This window comes from Halomonas sp. S3-1-1, from assembly GCF_023757625.1.
GTDB lineage: Bacteria > Pseudomonadota > Gammaproteobacteria > Pseudomonadales > Halomonadaceae > Vreelandella.
Genome location: NZ_JALGBZ010000001.1, coordinates 62,217 through 79,243, shown reverse-complemented (window position 1 = coordinate 79,243; position 17,027 = coordinate 62,217). Strand labels below are relative to the sequence as shown.

The 17,027-nt window shown below is 64.8% G+C and carries 14 protein-coding genes; 10 read left to right on the top strand and 4 right to left on the bottom strand.

What is annotated here, in order from left to right; all coding sequences use genetic code 11:
* Window positions 1-42: 42 nt before the first annotated feature.
* Genes MQW23_RS00395 through MQW23_RS00385 form a run of 3 tightly spaced genes read left to right on the top strand, consistent with a single transcriptional unit; the run spans window position 43 to window position 3,120 of the window.
* Entirely contained in the window at window positions 43-789 is a 747-nt protein-coding gene (locus MQW23_RS00395) for an ABC transporter ATP-binding protein (protein WP_252105843.1), read from the top strand.
* A gap of 16 nt (window positions 790-805) precedes the next feature.
* Window positions 806-1,810: a branched-chain amino acid ABC transporter permease gene (locus MQW23_RS00390; RefSeq protein WP_252105842.1), complete on the top strand. Its 1,005-nt coding sequence runs from the start codon at window positions 806-808 to the stop codon at window positions 1,808-1,810.
* The gene (locus tag MQW23_RS00385; protein WP_252105841.1) at window positions 1,810-3,120 is read left to right on the top strand and encodes a branched-chain amino acid ABC transporter permease; all 1,311 of its coding nucleotides are present in this window, start codon (window positions 1,810-1,812) and stop codon (window positions 3,118-3,120) included. Before MQW23_RS00390 ends, MQW23_RS00385 begins: the two co-directional genes overlap by 1 nt.
* Before the next feature lie 75 nt (window positions 3,121-3,195).
* On the opposite strand, the gene MQW23_RS00380 is transcribed toward MQW23_RS00385, so the two are convergent.
* The 3 genes from MQW23_RS00380 to MQW23_RS00370 form a co-directional block, all read right to left on the bottom strand.
* On the bottom strand, window positions 3,196-4,404 hold the full coding sequence (locus MQW23_RS00380) for an ABC transporter substrate-binding protein (protein ID WP_252105840.1): 1,209 nt from the start codon (window positions 4,402-4,404) through the stop codon (window positions 3,196-3,198).
* A 118-nt stretch (window positions 4,405-4,522) separates the two neighbouring features.
* A complete protein-coding gene (locus MQW23_RS00375; protein WP_252105839.1) occupies window positions 4,523-6,070 on the bottom strand; it encodes a phospholipase D family protein in 1,548 nt (515 codons plus the stop codon).
* The gene (locus MQW23_RS00370; protein WP_252105838.1) at window positions 6,063-6,311 is read right to left on the bottom strand and encodes a hypothetical protein; all 249 of its coding nucleotides are present in this window, start codon (window positions 6,309-6,311) and stop codon (window positions 6,063-6,065) included. Before MQW23_RS00370 ends, MQW23_RS00375 begins: the two co-directional genes overlap by 8 nt.
* A gap of 66 nt (window positions 6,312-6,377) precedes the next feature.
* On the opposite strand from MQW23_RS00370, the gene MQW23_RS00365 reads away from it, so the two are divergent.
* Entirely contained in the window at window positions 6,378-7,181 is an 804-nt protein-coding gene (locus MQW23_RS00365; RefSeq protein ID WP_252105837.1) for a prolipoprotein diacylglyceryl transferase family protein, read from the top strand.
* 104 nt (window positions 7,182-7,285) lie between these two features.
* A complete protein-coding gene (gene rapA, locus MQW23_RS00360; RefSeq protein ID WP_252105836.1) occupies window positions 7,286-10,225 on the top strand; it encodes an RNA polymerase-associated protein RapA in 2,940 nt (979 codons plus the stop codon).
* A gap of 51 nt (window positions 10,226-10,276) precedes the next feature.
* Here rapA and MQW23_RS00355 read toward each other — a convergent pair whose 3' ends face one another.
* Window positions 10,277-11,188, bottom strand: a complete 912-nt coding sequence (locus tag MQW23_RS00355; RefSeq protein WP_252105835.1) for a TIGR01777 family oxidoreductase — start codon at window positions 11,186-11,188, stop codon at window positions 10,277-10,279.
* 98 nt (window positions 11,189-11,286) lie between these two features.
* Between MQW23_RS00355 and MQW23_RS00350 the strand changes: the two genes are divergently transcribed.
* The 5 genes from MQW23_RS00350 (at window position 11,287) to fabB (ending at window position 16,883) form a co-directional block, all read left to right on the top strand.
* Entirely contained in the window at window positions 11,287-12,372 is a 1,086-nt protein-coding gene (locus tag MQW23_RS00350) for an NAD(P)/FAD-dependent oxidoreductase (protein WP_252105834.1), read from the top strand.
* 175 nt (window positions 12,373-12,547) lie between these two features.
* Window positions 12,548-13,468 carry a MerR family transcriptional regulator gene (locus MQW23_RS00345; RefSeq protein WP_252105833.1) on the top strand — a complete coding sequence of 307 codons (921 nt, stop codon included), beginning with the start codon at window positions 12,548-12,550 and terminating at the stop codon, window positions 13,466-13,468.
* A gap of 95 nt (window positions 13,469-13,563) precedes the next feature.
* On the top strand, window positions 13,564-14,970 hold the full coding sequence (gene phrB, locus MQW23_RS00340; protein ID WP_252105832.1) for a deoxyribodipyrimidine photo-lyase: 1,407 nt from the start codon (window positions 13,564-13,566) through the stop codon (window positions 14,968-14,970).
* A 167-nt stretch (window positions 14,971-15,137) separates the two neighbouring features.
* Complete coding sequence (gene fabA, locus MQW23_RS00335) at window positions 15,138-15,653, top strand: 3-hydroxyacyl-[acyl-carrier-protein] dehydratase FabA (RefSeq protein WP_252105831.1); 516 nt, start codon at window positions 15,138-15,140, stop codon at window positions 15,651-15,653.
* 12 nt (window positions 15,654-15,665) lie between these two features.
* Entirely contained in the window at window positions 15,666-16,883 is a 1,218-nt protein-coding gene (fabB, locus tag MQW23_RS00330) for a beta-ketoacyl-ACP synthase I (protein WP_252105830.1), read from the top strand.
* Window positions 16,884-17,027: the final 144 nt, after the last annotated feature.

Sequence of the window (17,027 nt, the reverse complement as noted above, 5' to 3'; positions counted from 1 at the left end):
CGCGGTGCCAACAACAACACACTCTTTCGAGACTTTTCGATCATGTCCAACGATGCGTCACCCCCCTCGCCGGCTGTCAGCGCCGCGCCGCTTCTGGACGCGCGCGACGTGCACGGCGGCTACGGCAGCATGAACATTTTGAACGGGGTCGACATGACCCTCTACGCCGATGAGGTCGGCGTGATCGTCGGCCCCAACGGTGCCGGCAAGTCCACCATGCTGAAGGCGGTGTTCGGCCTTTTGAACGTCAATCAGGGCGAGATCCTGCTGGGCGGCGAGCCGATTCAGAACCTGGCACCGAACCAGTTGGTCAAGCGCGGCATGGGTTTCGTCCCCCAGGAGAAGAACGTCTTCCCGAGCCTCTCGGTGCAGGAGAACCTGGAGATGGGCGCGTATTTGAAGCCGCACAACGTCAAGCGCATGCTCGAGCAGGTGTATGAGTTCTTTCCGCCGCTCAAGGAGAAGCGCCGCCAGAGTGCCGGCGAGCTCTCCGGCGGTCAGCGCCAGATGGTCGCCATGGGCCGCGCGCTGATGGCCGAGCCGACGCTTTTGCTGCTCGATGAACCCACCGCCGGGCTCTCGCCGCTCTACATGAACGAGATCTTCGACCGGGTGAAGAAGATCAACGCCGCCGGCGTCGGCATTTTGATGGTCGAGCAGAACGCCAAGCAGGCGCTCGCCATCGCCGACAAGGGCTTCGTGCTGGCCGCCGGCCAGAACCGCTTTACCGATACGGGAGCGGCGCTGCTCGCCGACCCGGATGTCGCCAAGAGCTTTTTGGGCGGCTAGCCCGGGGGAGATACTCGTGAACGAACTGGTCTTTTTCATCAATAACGTCCTGATCGCCGGCAGCGTTACCGGCTCGATCTACGCCATCGGGGCGATCGGCGTGACGCTGATTTTCAGCATCATGCGCTTCGCCCATTTCGCCCACGCCGACATGATGACCTTCGGCGCCTTCATGGTGCTGCTGCTCGCGTCGGCCTTTCCCGCCGCGGGCGCCAGCATCGGCGTGCCTACCGCGCTGATCATGCTGCCGCTGGCCATGGCGCTGACCGCCCTGCTCGCCGTCGGCATCGACAAGGCGTTCTACAAGCCGCTGCGCGCTCACGGGGTCAAGCCCATCGTCATGGTCATCGGCTCACTCGGGGTGACGCTGATGCTGCAGGGGTTGATTCGCCTGTTCGCCGGCACCGGCGGCCAGAGCCTCTACGTCGATGACCGCAAGGAGATCTTCCGCCTGGGGCTACCTTTCGAGGGCGCCCGAGCGCCGATCGTGGTGACCGAGCCGCAGCTCTATCTGTTCGTGATTACGGTGGTGGCGGTCGTGGCGCTGGCGGTGTTCTTGAACCGCTCGCGGCTGGGCAAGGCGATGCGCGCCATGTCGGACAACCCGGAGCTCGCCCAGGCCTCGGGCATCAACACCAACACCATCGTCGCCGTCACCTGGGTGATCGCCGGCGGGCTCGCCGCCATTGCCGGCACGCTGTTGTCGCTTGACGTCACCTTCAAGCCGGATCTGAGCTTCTTTCTGCTGCTGCCGATCTTTGCCGCCGCCATCGTCGGCGGCGTCGGCCACCCCTACGGGGCGATCGCCGGCGGCTTCGTGGTGGGCTTCGCCGAGACCCTGGCAGTGTTCAACTGGAACGTGCTGCTGCGCCCGTTCCAGGAGCACTTGCCCGAGTGGCTCGAGCTTCCGTCGAATCTGGCCTTCGTGGGTACCGAGTACAAGATCGTGGTGCCGTTTTTCATTCTCGTGGCGATTCTGATCTGGCGCCCCACGGGGCTCTTCAAGGGCAAGGTGATCTAATGAACGATAAAACCTCTTCCTATACGCCCCGCGATGCCACCGTCACGCGGCGCTTCCCGCTGCGCGAGGTGGTGCTGTTCGCCGCGCTTTTGGTTGCGGTGCTCGGCGTCTACGCGCTGATGGGCGCGGCCTACAGCACGCGCATGCTGGTCGAGGCGGCCTGCTACGCCATTCTGGCCCTCGGCCTGACCATTCAGTGGGGCTACGCCGGGCAGTTCAACGCCGGCGTCATGGGCTTCGTGGCCCTTGGCGGCTTTAGCGCCATGCTCTTTAGCGTGCCGGTCAACGACGCCTTCTGGGGCACGGAGCTTCCCTTGGAGCTCGGCCGCGTGCTGCTTTATGGCATCGCCGCGGTGCTGGTGGTGGTCGGCGTGAGCCGGCTCGACCGCTTCGGCATGCCCAAACGGCTGCGCACCGTGGTCACCGTGGTGCTGGCGGTGGTGCTCTATCTCACCGTGATCAGCCTGCTTCGCGAGGTGACCGGCGAGATTCAAAGCCGCGCGGGCTTCGTCGGCGGCTTTGGGCTGCCGCCCTGGGTCGGCTGGATCGTCGGCGGGGCGCTGGCCGGCGGCGTGGGCTACTTCATTGGCCATATTTGTTTGGGGCTTCGAAGCGACTACCTGGCGATCGCCACCCTCGGTATCGCCGAGATCATCAAGGCGTTTCTGAAAAACTCCGACTGGCTGACCCGCGGCACCGCCACGGTGTCGCCGCTGCCCTGGCCGACGCCCGGGCCTGCCGAGCTCGGCTTTACGCTGTCGCGGGCGATCTACCTGTCGCTAACCGCGGTAATCATCGCGGCCATCTTCTTTTTGCTGCACCGCGCCTACCACGCCCCCTGGGGGCGGATGATCCGTGCCATTCGCGACAACGAAGTCTCGGCGGCGGCCATGGGCAAGGATATCAATCGGCGACGCCTCGAGATCTTCGTGCTGGGGTGCATTTTGATGGGCCTGGGCGGCGGCGTGCTGGGCACCTTCAACAGCCTCTTCGACCCCCAGGGGTATCTGCCGCTCAATCACACCTTTCTGGTGCTGGTGATGGTGATTCTCGGCGGGCCCGGCAACAACCTGGGCACGATCTTCGGCGCCGTGGCGGTGTACATTATCTGGATCATGTCCGAGCCACTGGCGCTTTACGTCATGGATCTGGTGACGAGCATCGGCGAAGGCGCCGGCTGGGAGATGCCCAACAACCTGGACAGCCGCGCGCTGCAGGCCCGTGTACTGGTGATCGGCATGCTGATTACGATCGTGCTGCGCTTCGCGCCCAAGGGGCTGTTACCGGAGAACATCAAGATCCACGGCTAAACGCCGGTCACTACGAAAAACGCCCCGGGCTTTCGGCCCGGGGCGTTTTTTTACGCGGGTTCTACGCTTTACGGCTTACAAATCGAGCTGGCCCTTGGTTACGAAGCTGCCGTCTTCTACCGCCATCTCGACGACCACGCCGGGCACGTCGCCGTTGTCGTCGAACTCATGCGAGCCGGAGGCGCCTTCGTAGTTGATCTCGGTGCCCTCGGCAATCAGCGCCACGGCCTTCTCCCACTCGCCGGGCAGAATCACCTCGCCGGGCTCGCTCGACACGCTGCGCAGCGCCTCAGCCAGGCCTTCGCGCTCGGCACTGCCGTTTTGCTCGATGGCCAGCGCCAGCAGGAAGGCGGCGTCATAGGCTTGAGCGGCAAACACGGCGCTGGGGTCGAAGCCGGCATCATTCGCGGCGCTTTCGAAGATGTCGGTGCCGGGGAGGTCCGGGCTGCCCGGGCGCGTGGCGATCATGCCGTCGAGCACGTCGGCGCCGATCGCCTCGACCAGGCTATCGCCGACCATGCCGTCGGCGCCCACGTACTGGGTGAACATGCCGCTTTCATAAGCCTGGCGCAGTACGGTCTGACCAGAGGTGTCGGCGTAGGCCAGCACGACCAGCGTCTCGGCACCACCGGCGGAGAGTGAACCGAGTTCCGAACGGTAGTCGGCGCGGTTGTCCTCGTGGGCGAGGTTGTCGGTGATCTCGCCGCCGCCGGCTTCGAACGCCGCGCTGAAAGCGTCGGACAGCCCTTGGCCGTAGTCGTTATTGACGAAGGTGACCGCCACGACGTCGATGCCCTTTTCGAGCAGCAGCTTGGCGAGCATTTCGCCCTGGAAGGCGTCCGAAGGCACGGTACGGAAGACCAGGTCGTTGTCGTCGAGCTCGGTGACCGCCGGCGCGGTGGAGGCCGGTGACACCATCACCACGCCGCCGGGAATCGCGGCGTTGTTGGCCGCGGCAATGGTCGCGCCGGTGCAAAGCGCGCCGACGATCGCCGTGACGTTTTCGGAGTTGACCATGCGGTCGGCGGCGTTGGAGGCCGCCGAGGCGTCAGAACAGGTGGTGTCGCCAGACGGCATGGAGAGCGTTTCACCGTCCAGAATGCCGCCCTGCTCGTTGATCTGGGCCACGGCCAGCTGTGCGCCTTCGAAGATCGGCGGCGTCAGGCTTTCGATACCGCCGGTAAAGCCCCCCAGAAAGCCGATTTTAACTTCGGCCTGGGCGGTGGCGGTCAAGGCAAGAGAGGAAGCCGCGATGGCGGCCACGAGTGTGCGTTTTTTGATCATGTTATTCGTCGCTCCCGGTATTTGAGTCGCGCAGGCTGTCGCTAGCGCTGGTATCAATTTGAAACTGCCGGGACGAAAATACAAGCCTCTTTTCTAACGCTTCTTAACGCAGCGCGCGCTACAGCAAGGGTTCCAGATGAACGGTTTGGCTAAACCAGGCGTTGACATGACGCCACCAGCTGCCGGGCTCCTCGACCACGCGCCGGCGTTCGCTTTCGTGCTCATACTCCCACCCCAGCACGCCGTCTTCGAGGGTAACGTGGTAGCTGATCGTTGGCCGCTGGCCGACTTCGACCAGCGCCTCAAACGCCTCGCGTAGCCCGTCGCTTTCGACCAGCACGCCCACCTCGGTATTCCAGAACACCGAGCGCGGGTCGACGTTGAACGAGCCGATGAACACCTGATCATCGAAGCCCAGCGCCTTGATGTGCAGCGCCGAGGTGGAGGCGCCGGGTACGCGCATCTCCTCGATGGCGTCGTCATCGCTCGCCTCCTGCTCCGGGCGCAGCTCATAAAGGCGCACGCCACTCTCGATGAGCCGCGCCCGCCAAGGCATATAGGCGCCGTGCACCACCGCCGCGTCGGTGGATTCGAGCGAGTTGGTGATGATGTCGATGGCCACGCCCTGGGCTGCCAGCGCCTCCAGCCGCTCGACGCCGGCTTGAGTGGGGACGAAGTAGGCCGAGATCATCACCAGCCGCTCTCGGCTCTCGGCGTTGCGTAAAAGCTCGCCTAGAAGCGTGGCCTGCCAGTGGGGTGCGCCGTCGGAGTGGATCTTGTCCGGACTGTCCCAAAACGCCTGGGCGCTGCCCCAGAAAAGCGTACGCCAGGGCGGCGCCTCGGAAGGCGACTCGCGCAGCCGAACGAGGTAGTCGGCCTCGGCGTTATCGTCGAGCCAGCGGTCGAGCTCATCAGCGAAGGGCTGCCAGGCGTTCGCCTCGACCGAATGGTAGCGGGCGATCGGCTGGGCGAGATCGTGATTCCAGTAGTCGTCGAAGCTTTGCGAAAGCTCGGGCACGACCTCACCGATCGTGACCAGGTCCAGGTCGGCGAAATTGAGCGACTCGTTGGCATCGAAGTATTCATCGCCCAGATTGCGCCCGCCGACGATGCCAACGGTGTTGTCGGCGAGCCAGAGCTTGTTGTGCATGCGCCGGTGCTGGGTTTTGGGCGCGGTGAACGAGGCCAGCACGCGGGTGGCGAGATGGCCGCGGCCAAAGGCCACCGGGTTGAATACCCGCACCTCGATACCAGGGTGGCTCGACAGCGCCGCCAGCCGCTCGCCCTGGCCGATGGCGCCCATGTCGTCGAGCAGCAGGCGCACCCGCACGCCGCGCTCGGCGGCCTCGATCAACTCCTCCATGACCAGCCGCGTGGTCTGGCCGTCGCCGAACAGGTAGGTCTGGATATCCAGCGAGCGCTCGGCGCGGTGGATGAGTTCCATCCGGGTCTCGAACGCCTGCTGGCCGTTGGCCAGAAGCGCAAAGCCGTCCGGCGCGCTCTGCCCCTCCAGCGCGCGGGCGACCCGCTCGCCAAGCCAGGTATCCTCAACCTGGGCGCGGTCGATCGCTACCTGCGCCTCGCGGGGAACGTCCTCGTCGACGCAGCCGGCAAGCGCCAGCGTCGCCACCAACAGCGCGGCCAGCCACGGCCGGCGGCTAGCCATCGTCGGTGCCCGCCTCAAGGCGCGCGCGGCGCGCATCCGCCTCCTTGCGCTGGCGGTTGCGCCGGTAGAGCCTGGCCAGCGCAATCAGCAGCGCGGTGACGAGCATGATGGCGAGCACCACGCCCTGCCAAGGACGGGCGGCATTGCCCATCACAGTTTCCAGCGCGATGATCAGCGCAAGCCCCAGCGCCTGGGAGCCGATCGCCAGCGCTCGCAGTACGTCGATGCCGGACGAGGTCATGGAGTTCTCCGTAAACAGTGGCGTGCATGATATGGTGCCCCAGTGTAACTGCTCAACGGAAAAACCATGAACGCGATTGCCCTCGGCCCGCTCCTTCTTTCGCTGCCTCGCCTGTTCGCCCTGGGCGCCGCGCTTCTGCTGCTGCTGACGAGCCACTACTGCCTGCCGCTTAATGCGCGGCAAAAAAGCCGCTGGTTCAGCGGGCTAATCCTTTGCTGGCTGGTGGGCGCGCGGGTGGGCTACGTGCTGCTCAATATGGGAAGCTTCGCCGATACCCCATTCGAAGCGCTCAAGCTCTGGCAGCCGGGCTATCATCCGCTGGGCGGTTTGATGGTCGGGCTTTTGTGGTGCGCCTGGTCGCTGCGTAAAAACCTGAAGGCGCTAGGCATCGCCGTTATCCTGCTGATTCTCAGCTCGGCGCTTTGGCTGGTCGCGGTCATGGTGAGCGTGGACGAGCAGCGCTTTGCGGTGAGCGCGCTGCCGGAGGTGACGCTTGAAAACCTCGACGGCGAACCGGTTTACCTGCCGGACCTGGCCGCGCGCGGCGACCGACTGATCGTCAACCTGTGGGCGACCTGGTGCCCGCCGTGCCGGCGCGAAATGCCGCTTCTCGAGCAGGCCGACGGCCTGGAGGGAGTGAGCGTCGTCATCGTCAATCAGGGCGAGGACCTGCTGCCGGTGGTGCGCTATCTCGATGATCAGGCGCTCTCCTTCGAGGTGGCGCTGCGCGACCCGAGCCAGACCCTGATGGCGCGTTTTGACGCCCCGGGCCTACCCACCACCGTGCTGTTCGACGCCGATGGCCGCACTCAGGAAGTCCACGTCGGCGAGCTGACCCGCTCGCAGCTCGAACGCTGGCTCGATAATTAAGCGACTCGGCGCTTAATACCGCCCCGCCTTTGCGTTAGAATCCCCCGCCCTATCGCCGCCTGAACGCAGGCGGCTCGCCCCGTTTTGAACTTCCTTGAGGCATCATGAGCGATTTTACCCCCGGCCAGCGCTTTATCAGCGACGGTGAGGCCGAGCTTGGGCTGGGCACCGTACTCAACTGCGACGCCCGCAGCGTGACCATCTTGTTCAGTGCCAGTCAGGAAACCCGCACCTACAACACCCGTCAGGCACCGCTGACCCGCGTGGTGTTCGGCAGCGGTGACCGGGTGATCGCCGCCGACGGCTGGCAGATCACCGTCAGCGAAAGCAGCGAGCGTCAGGGGTTGATCATCTACCAGGGCCTGGACGACGACGGCGTCGCCCGCGAGCTTCCCGAAACGCGCCTGGCCGACACCATGCAGTTCAACCAGGCCCGCGACCGTCTTTTGACCGGCCAGGTGGATCGCAACGACTGGTTCGACCTGCGCTTTCGCACGCTGCACCACCACCAGCGCATCGAGCAGCACGAAGCGCTCGGCTTTAGCGGTCCGCGCATCGACCTGATCCCTCACCAGCTCTATATCGCCGACGAAGTCGCGCGCCGCCACGCCCCGCGGGTACTGCTCGCCGACGAGGTGGGCCTTGGCAAGACCATCGAGGCCGGGTTGATTCTGCACCGGCTACTATTGGCCGGGCGCGTTTCCCGCGCACTGGTGCTGGTGCCCGATAGCCTCACCCACCAGTGGCTGGTGGAGCTTCTGCGCCGCTTCTCGTTAAGCGTCACGCTGCTCGATGAAACCCAAAGCCAGGCCCAGGCCGGCGCCAACCCGTTCGAGAGCGCCCAGCTGATTCTGGCAAGCCAGGGGTGGCTATTCGCCAACGAAGCGCGCCAGGCCCAGGCGCTCGAGAGCGACTTCGATCTGTTGATCGTCGATGAAGCGCACCACCTGGATTGGCACGCCGACGGCGAAAGCGGCCCGGGTTATCGCTGCGTCGAGCAGCTCGCTGGCCAAATCCCCGGCCTTCTACTGTTGACCGCAACGCCCGAGCAGATGGGTCTGGAGAGCCACTTCGCCCGCCTGCGCCTGTTGGACCCGGAGCGCTATCACGATATCGCGCGCTTCAAGCAGGAGGAGGAGCACTACGTCGAGGTGGCCGGTGCCATCGAAGCGCTCGACGCGCTGCCGTCTGAGCGCGAGCGGGTGGCGGCGGTGGTCGATGACGCCGACGGCCAAGCGCTGCTGGACACGCTGTGCAGCGAAAGCGCCAGCGACGACGATAAGGCGAAGGCCAAAACCCGGCTTCGCGACGCGCTACTCGATCGTCACGGCACCGGCCGGGTGATGTTTCGCAACAGCCGCCGCCACGTGGGCGGCTTTCCCGAGCGGCGCCTGCACCAGAGCACGCTGGAGCTGCCCTCGGCCTATCGACGCGTGCTGCGCCGGGTCGAGCGCGACGAGGACTACTTCGACGAGCTTTTGATCGAAACCGGAATGGATCACCCGGACGTGCTGATCTACCCGGACGCCACCTACCGCGCGCTCTCGGATGATCCGCTCAACGGCGAGCCCTGGTGGCAGATCGACCCGCGGGTGAACTGGCTACTCGAGAAGCTCGCCGATACCAATGATGACGGCCTTGCCGGCGACAAGGTGCTGGTGATCGCGCACCACCGCGAAACTGCCGAAGGCCTTTCCGAGGCGCTGCGCGTGCTTGGCGGCTACCAGGCACCGGTGTTCCACGAGGATCTCTCGCTGATCGAGCGCGACCGCGCCGCAGCGGCCTTCGCCGATGAAGAAGAGGGCTGCCAAGTGCTGGTGTGCTCGGAGATCGGCTCCGAGGGGCGCAACTTCCAGTTCTGCCGGCATCTGGTGATGTTCGACATGCCCCAGCACCCGGACCAGCTCGAACAGCGTATCGGGCGCCTCGACCGGATCGGCCAGCGCCACGCCATCGAGCTGCACGTACCCGCCTTTAGCGCCTCGCCCGGCGAGCGGCTTTTGCGCTGGTACCACGAAGGCATGAGCGCCTTCGCTGCCCCCCACGGCGTCGGAAGCGAGCTGTTCGAGACCTTCGGCGACGCGCTGGCCGACGCGCTTTTGGACGACGAAGCGCTCGACGAGATCATCGCTGACACGCGCGCCTTCTTCACCGAGAAAATGGCCGAGCGCGAAGCCGGGCGTAATCGCTTACTGGAGCTCAACGCCTGCCGGAGTGAGCGCGCCGAGCAGGTGGTCGAGGCGGTGCGCGAGCTCGACGAGGATACCGCCCTGCCGCGCTATGTCGAGCGGGCGCTGGACGTGTTCGGTGTCGACAGCCAGGAGATCGGTAACGACCTGATCTATCTCGCGCCGGGTTCACACATGCTCGACGGCCTGCCGGGGCTGGTGAAAGGCGAGGAGGGCTTTTCCGCCACCTACCGCCGCGACGTGGCGCTGGCCCGCGACGACGTGCACCGGCTTGGCTGGGAGCACCCCCTGGTGCGCGAAATGATGGGCCGGGTGATCGACGGCACCATGGGCAACACCGCGCTTGCGCTGCTGCGCCACCCGTCTATTCCGAGCGGGCGGCTGATGGCGGAGCTGGTGTTCTGCACCCACTGCCCGGCGCCGAAAGCGCTGCACCTCAACCGCTTTTTGCCGCCCACGGCGGTGCGCGTGCTGATGGACGAATCCGGCGCCAATCTGACCGCCAACATCTCCTTCACCGGGCTCTCAAAAAACGTCCAGAAGGTCAACAAGTCGATGGCCCGCGACCTGATCAAGAGCCGGGTGAGCGAGCTGCGCACGCTGTTGAGTCAAGGCGAGGAGGAAGCGGAAAAAGCGTTGCCGGGGCTACTAGAGCAGGCGCGCGAAAAGATGCGCGCTCAGCTCGACGGTGAGCTCGACCGACTGCGCTCGCTTGCAAAGCACAACCCGGCGGTGCGTGACGAGGAGCTAGCGGCGCTCGAGCGCGAGCGCGGCGCGCTAATGGAGGCGATCGACGCCACCCGCCTGCGCCTGGACGCGGTGCGGGTGGTGATCACCGTCGACCCCAACGCTTAACGTTGATGCCAGGCGCCACAGGCAAGGAGTGAAAAGTGAAGGTGAGGTCGATCAGTCGTCGCCAAGAATGTCGTCAAGCGCCTTGTCGAGGGTCGGATAGCCGAAGTTGAAGCCCGCCGCGTGCAGGCGCTCCGGGCGCATATCGGCCCCGGTGAGCAAGAGCCGCGACATCTCTCCGAGCCCCGCTTTCAGCACGAAGGCGGGCACCGGGAAAATCGCCGGGCGGTGGAGGTGCCGCGCCAGGGTTTGGGTGAACTCCCTATTGGTGACCGGGTGCGGAGCGCCGGCGTTGAACGGCCCTTCTAGCCCGGACTTGTTGATCAGGTACAGGATCGCCTCGACGAGGTCTTCCCGGTGCACCCAGGGCATGAACTGACGCCCGTCGCCAAAGCGCCCGCCCAGACCCAGCTTGAACGGCGGCAGCATTTTAGCGAGCGTACCGCCGCCTTCACCGAGCACCAAACCGATGCGCACAATCGCCAGCCGCACGCCGAGCGCCTTGATGGGCTCGGCGGCGGCCTCCCACTGGGCGCACAGTCGATGGGCGAACTCGGGGTGAGGCGGAGTCTCTTCGTCTACCTTTTTCTGGCCCTGATCGCCGTAATACCCCATGGCCGAGCCGCTGACCATCACCGCAGGCAGCGGCTTGCCGGCTTTTTTCAGCGCCTTGCAGAACTCGACCAGCGCCGTAGTGGCCTCGACCCGCGAGCTGATCAGACGTTTTTTCTGCGCATCGCTCCAGCGCTTACCGGCAATCGGCTCGCCGGCCAGATTGACGATGGCGTCCGGCGGGGTGTCGATGAACGCCATGGCGCTCTTTCCAGTGTTGCACGCCCGGGGCAGCCCGCGAGCCGCTTGGGAGGGCGAGCGTGAAACGACGTCGACCTGGTGGCCACCGTCGATCAGCTTTTCACACAGACGCTTGCCGACAAAGCCCGTGCCGCCGGTTACGAGTATTCGCATCGAGAACCTCCTTCAGCCCGCAGGCGATTAGTTGCACAAATGCTGTACTAAAATGGTACGATAAGTATATTGAGTGTCATCCATTCACGCGAGGACTTATGCCCGAAAAAGCGCGCCGAGCTGCTCGCCCTGAACGCGTTGCCGTAATCGGCGCCGGCATGTCAGGTCTCGCCTGCGCTCAAACGCTGGCCGAACAGGGTATTCACGTGACCCTATTCGATAAGGCACGCGGCCCGGGCGGGCGCATGGCAAGCAAACGCCGCCCCACCGCCACGCTGGATCTCGGCGCTCAGAGTTTCACCGTGCGCGACTCGCGGTTTTCGCAGTTGATCGAATCACTCGAAAACCAGGGCGTGGTCGCCCGCTGGCCCGGCGCCAGTTTCGAGGTCAGCGACGCCGGCTGGGCGAAGCTCGACGACGACCAGCGCCGCTACGCCGGCGCCCCACGCATGAGCGCGATTACCCGCGAACTCACCAACCGCCTTACTCGCTTTGAACACGTAAAGACCCGCTTCGACACCCGCGTTCAGACGCTGACAAAGCTAACCGGCGGCGAGCGCGACTGGGCGCTTTGCGGCGATCAACATCAGCCGCTTGGCGCCTTCGATACGGTCGTGATCACTGCCCCGCCGCCCCAGGCCGAGGCGCTGATGGGCGAGTGGGATTTGACGCTTGCCAGGGCGTGCAGCGCGCGCGCCCAGCGAAGCTGCTGGGCCGGCTACGTGGTATTTGAAACGCCGCTGCCGCCAATCGAAAACGTTACTCGCTGGGACACGCTGCACGCGCGTCACCCGGCGCTTCGGCTGGTATCGCGCAATCACACCAAGCCCGGCCGCGGGCACCAGCCGGAAAGCCTTAGCCTGCTCGCCCAGCTCGACTGGAGCGAGCAAATGCTCGAGCGCCCGGCGGACGAAGTCGCCTGTGCGCTTTACGCCGCCTTTCGTTCGCTGCTGCCGCGTAACCTCCTGCTGCCAGACATCGTCGAGCTGGGCGCCCACCGCTGGCGCTACGCCCAGGCAAACGCACCCGGCAGCGAGTCATACTTGTACAGCGAACAGGGCCTTGCCCTGTGTGGCGAAAGCTTTCGCGGCAGCCGCGTCGAGGATGCCTGGCTCTCCGGGCGGGAGCTTGGAAATGCATTGTTAGAGCTACCAGAGAGTTACCAAAATCAAACGGCCGTATAACGTTAGCCTGCGCAAGGTTGTACCCAACGTCAAAAAGTTGTACAAAGTACGCTACCAAAAAAAGCTTTGAACGTTATACCAGACGGCGAGCAGCGTAATGATGGCTGCGCGCCGCCGCCATTCATGAAAGATCCCTGGGGCACTGGCCCGAGGCAACCAAGAGGCAATGGCGCCCATGAGCAAGAAGGCGACCCACCCACCCGATACGCCACTTTACCCGATTCGGGAAGTTTCCCGATTGACGGGGGTGAACTCGGTCACCCTGCGCGCCTGGGAGCGCCGCTACGGACTGATCTGCCCGCAGCGCACGCCCAAGGGCCACAGGCTTTACGCCCAGGATGACATCATCCGCATCGAGCGGATCTTGCAGTGGCTCAATCGCGGGGTGCCGGTCAGCCAGGTGGCGGATCTGCTCGACCAGCCGGAAACCGTCGAGGCCCCGGCGCCGGACGCCGGCGACTGGGCGAGTCAACGCCAGCAGCTTCTGGCCACCATTGAGGCGATCGACCTGACCAAGCTCGAGTCGCTCTATCAGCAGAGCCTGGCGCTCTATCCGCTGAGCACTGCGGTCAACGAGCTGTGGCAGCCGGTAATCTCGACGCTGGAAGCGAAGTGGGCAATCGAACCCGATGATCTGGTGCGCCGCTCGCTGGAGGCGTTTTTGCGCAGCCAGGTTGGCATTCGCCTGCACTACGCCAACCAGGCCACCCGCGGCCCGCTGATTCTGCTCAATGCCATGCCCGACGACCCGGGCCCGCTGTGGGTGTTGATGACGGCCCTGATGGCGAGCGAACAGGGCTACCGTGTCCAGCTTCTCGACCACTCGCTTGCGCTCGAGGACCTGCCCCAGGCAGTGGCACGGTTGCACTGTTCGATGGTGCTTCTGACCAGCGGCCAGCGCGAAAGCGATGACTTCATTCGCCAGGCACTGCCGCGCGCCGCGACGGCGCTTGGCGTACCGATTGGCGTGTGCGGCGAAGTCGCCCGCCAGCGCGATGCCGATCTGCGCGACAGCGATGTCCACATGCTCGGCGACGACCTGCCCCAGGCGATCGCCCGGCTGCGCCCGTTGCTGCGCGAATCCGGCATCCTGTAACGCGCCGGCGCCGGGTTCACTCATTTAAGGGGTTCACTACTCTATCGACGCCGGCTTCTTATCGCCGGCGTTTTTGACACTCCAGGGAGGGAGTCATGGCGCTTCAGCTTGTCTGGTTTCGAACCGACCTTCGCACCTTCGATCACTCGGCACTAGCGGCCGCCGCCGAAAAGGGCCCGGTGGTGGCCGTGTTTTTGCGCAGCGTCGAGCAGTGGCGCGAACACGGCCACGGCGCCAACAAGATCGACTTTTGGCACAGAAGCGTTCGCGCGCTGAAAGAGAGCCTGAACGCACTCAACATTCCGCTTCTGCACCGCGATATCGGCCGCTACGACCAAGCGGCCGAGGCGCTTTTGGAGATCGCGCGCGAGCACGGTATCGAGCGGCTGCACTTCAATCGCCAGTACCCGCTCAACGAGCATCGCCGCGACGCCCAGGTGCTCGAGGCGTTCAAGCACGAAGGCATTCCCGCCCACGGCTATCACGACGCCGTCGCGTTTGCGCCGGGCACGCTGTTGACCGGCAAGAACGAGTACTACAGCGTGTTCACACCGTTCTCGAAGGCTTGGCACAAGCATTTAAAGGATTCGCAGCTGCACGTGCTGGACGCGCCGAAAAAGCAGGCCGAACTTTCGATTGGCAACAACGCCATTGCGGCGCTGCCCGAGCTCGACCAAACGCCGGTGAACCAGAAGGCATGGCCTGCCGGCGAAGACGCGGCGAGCGACGCGCTCGCGCGCTTTTTGCAAAAGCGCGCCAAGCGCTACAACGAGCAGCGCGACTTCCCCGCCGTCGCCGGCACCAGCGAGCTCTCGCCCTACCTCGCCCTCGGCGTGCTGTCGTACCGTCAGTGCATGCAGGCGGTCATGAGCCACAACAGCGGCCACCTCGCCGACGGCGACAAGGGCCTGACCACTTGGGTCAACGAGCTGGTGTGGCGCGAGTTCTACCAGCACGTGGCCTTCGGCTTCCCCCGGGTGTCGCGCCACGAGCCGTTTCAGGAACACACCAAAGCGCTTGAGTGGCGTGACGATGACGAGGGCTTCAAGGCCTGGTGTGAAGGGCGCACCGGCTACCCGATCGTCGATGCCGCCATGCGCCAACTGGTCAATACCGGCTGGATGCACAACCGCCTGCGCATGGTCACCGCGATGTTTCTGAGCAAGCATCTATTGATTGACTGGCGCCGGGGCGAGCGGTTTTTCCTCGAACACCTGGTGGATGGCGAGTTCTGCTCCAACAACGGCGGCTGGCAGTGGGCGGCCTCCACCGGCACCGACGCCGCGCCCTACTTTCGTATCTTCAACCCCACCACCCAATCCACACGCTTCGACCCGGACGGCGAGTTCATCGCCGAGTGGCTACCGGAACTTTCCGAGCTGCCCGCCAAGGCGCGTCACGCCCCGCCAAACGACATGCTGACGAAGCTCGACTACCCCGAGCCGATCGTCGATCACAAGGCGGCGCGCCAGCGGGCACTGGAGGCGTTCAAGGCGCTTTGAGCGCGCGCTAACCCCGCGCCAACTCAACGATAGATCGACGATGGCGTGCATTCAGCGGTTTCCGGAAGTAGACTAGGCGTGGCCTTGCCAGCCGTTCGTGGCGACCCCGGCGCGTAACGCCGGTGCGACGGACGGCCAACGTCCACCTTGAACCTCGGAACGATTCAGTGACCAAGCAACATTCCTTTGATCGCGAAGAACTGCTGGCGTGCTCGCGCGGCGAGCTGTTCGGCCCCGGCAATGCGCAGTTGCCGGCACCCAACATGCTGATGCTCGACCGCATCACGCACATTCACGAAGAAGGCGGTGAGCATGGCAAGGGCGAGCTGATCGCCGAGCTCGACATCACCCCGGATCTCTGGTTTTTCGACTGCCACTTCCCGGGTGATCCGGTCATGCCGGGCTGTCTGGGGCTCGACGCCATGTGGCAGCTGGTCGGCTTTCATCTGGGCTGGCTGGGTCATCCCGGGCGCGGTCGGGCGCTGGGCTGCGGCGAAGTGAAGTTTAGTGGGCAGATCCTGCCCGATGCGAAACTGGTCACGTACCGTATCAATATCAAGCGGGTCATCACGCGCAGGCTGATTCTCGGCATCGCCGATGGCACGGTGTCCGTGGACGGACGCGACATCTACCAGGCGAACGACTTGCGCGTTGGCCTATTCACCTCCACTGCGAATTTTTAACAGGAGGCTCCCATGCGACGAGTGGTAGTCACCGGCCTGGGCATCGTATCTTGTTTGGGCAATGACCAGCACCAGGTTCTGGACGCGCTAAAAAACGGGCGCAGCGGCATTCGCTTTAAAGAGGAGTATGCCGAGCGCGGTTTTCGTAGCCACGTGGCCGGAAGCGTACATATCGATCTCGAAGCGCTGATCGACCGTAAGCTTCTGCGCTTCATGGGCGATGCCGCGGCCTACGCCTACGTGTCGATGGCGCAGGCCATCGAGGACGCGGGGCTCACGCCGGAGCAGGTCTCCAACGAGCGTACCGGGCTGATCGCCGGCTCCGGCGGCGCCTCCAGCGCCAACCAGGTCGAAGCCGCCGATGTGCTGCGCGACAAGGGGCTGCGCCGCGTCGGGCCGTACCGTGTCACCCGCACCATGGGCAGCACCGTCTCCGCGTGCCTGGCCACGCCCTTTCAGATCAAGGGCGTGAACTACTCGATCTCCTCGGCCTGTGCGACTTCGGCGCACTGCATCGGCAGCGCCATGGAGCAGATCCAGCTGGGCAAGCAGGATGTCGTGTTCGCCGGCGGCGGTGAAGAGGAGCACTGGACGCTGTCGTGCCTGTTCGACGCCATGGGGGCACTCTCGACCCACTACAACGACACCCCGGAAACCGCCTCGCGGCCCTATGACCAGACCCGCGACGGCTTCGTCATCGCCGGCGGCGGCGGCATGGTGGTGCTCGAGGAGCTCGAGCACGCCAAGGCGCGCGGCGCGAAGATCTACGGTGAAGTCGTGGGCTACGGCGCCACGTCCGACGGCGTCGATATGGTCGCCCCTTCCGGTGAAGGCGCCACGCGCTGCATGCGCCAAGCGATGGCCACGGTGGATGGCGATATCGACTACATCAATACCCACGGCACCTCGACGCCGGTCGGCGATGTCGCCGAGCTGAAAGCGATTCGCGAAGTTTTCGGCGACTCGACGCCGGCGATGAGCTCGACCAAGTCGCTGACCGGCCACTCGCTGGGCGCGACCGGCGTGCAGGAAGCGATCTACTCGCTTTTGATGATGCAGCACGGCTTCGTCGCCGCCTCCGCCAACGTCACCAAGCTCGACGAGCAGGCCGACGGCTTCGACATCGTCACCCAGCGGCGCGATAACGTCACCATCGAGCGGGCGCTCTCCAACAGCTTCGGCTTTGGCGGCACCAACGCCTGTCTGGTGTTCCAGCGCTACGCCGACTAGTAGTGATACGCAGTAATGAAAAACGGCGCCCTCGGGCGCCGTTTTTTTTATTGGGATAGCTTGCGAGTAAGGCGGCGGGTAGCCCGTCGCGAGGGTCTTTCGCCAGGGAAGGCGAAAGTAGCGTACAGAGAAGTATTCACAGCG

What these genes read in the sequence shown, in the direction of transcription:
- MQW23_RS00365 (WP_252105837.1), top strand. Translation starts at nt 6,378, where the DNA reads ATGAACGCGATTGCCCTCGGCCCGCTCCTTCTTTCGCTGCCTCGCCTG.
- rapA (WP_252105836.1), top strand. Translation starts at nt 7,286, where the DNA reads ATGAGCGATTTTACCCCCGGCCAGCGCTTTATCAGCGACGGTGAGGCC.
- MQW23_RS00385 (WP_252105841.1), top strand. Translation starts at nt 1,810, where the DNA reads ATGAACGATAAAACCTCTTCCTATACGCCCCGCGATGCCACCGTCACG.
- MQW23_RS00375 (WP_252105839.1), bottom strand. Translation starts at nt 6,070, where the DNA reads ATGGCTAGCCGCCGGCCGTGGCTGGCCGCGCTGTTGGTGGCGACGCTG.
- MQW23_RS00350 (WP_252105834.1), top strand. Translation starts at nt 11,287, where the DNA reads ATGCCCGAAAAAGCGCGCCGAGCTGCTCGCCCTGAACGCGTTGCCGTA.
- MQW23_RS00380 (WP_252105840.1), bottom strand. Translation starts at nt 4,404, where the DNA reads ATGATCAAAAAACGCACACTCGTGGCCGCCATCGCGGCTTCCTCTCTT.
- fabB (WP_252105830.1), top strand. Translation starts at nt 15,666, where the DNA reads ATGCGACGAGTGGTAGTCACCGGCCTGGGCATCGTATCTTGTTTGGGC.
- MQW23_RS00355 (WP_252105835.1), bottom strand. Translation starts at nt 11,188, where the DNA reads ATGCGAATACTCGTAACCGGCGGCACGGGCTTTGTCGGCAAGCGTCTG.
- MQW23_RS00345 (WP_252105833.1), top strand. Translation starts at nt 12,548, where the DNA reads ATGAGCAAGAAGGCGACCCACCCACCCGATACGCCACTTTACCCGATT.
- MQW23_RS00370 (WP_252105838.1), bottom strand. Translation starts at nt 6,311, where the DNA reads ATGACCTCGTCCGGCATCGACGTACTGCGAGCGCTGGCGATCGGCTCC.
- MQW23_RS00395 (WP_252105843.1), top strand. Translation starts at nt 43, where the DNA reads ATGTCCAACGATGCGTCACCCCCCTCGCCGGCTGTCAGCGCCGCGCCG.
- phrB (WP_252105832.1), top strand. Translation starts at nt 13,564, where the DNA reads ATGGCGCTTCAGCTTGTCTGGTTTCGAACCGACCTTCGCACCTTCGAT.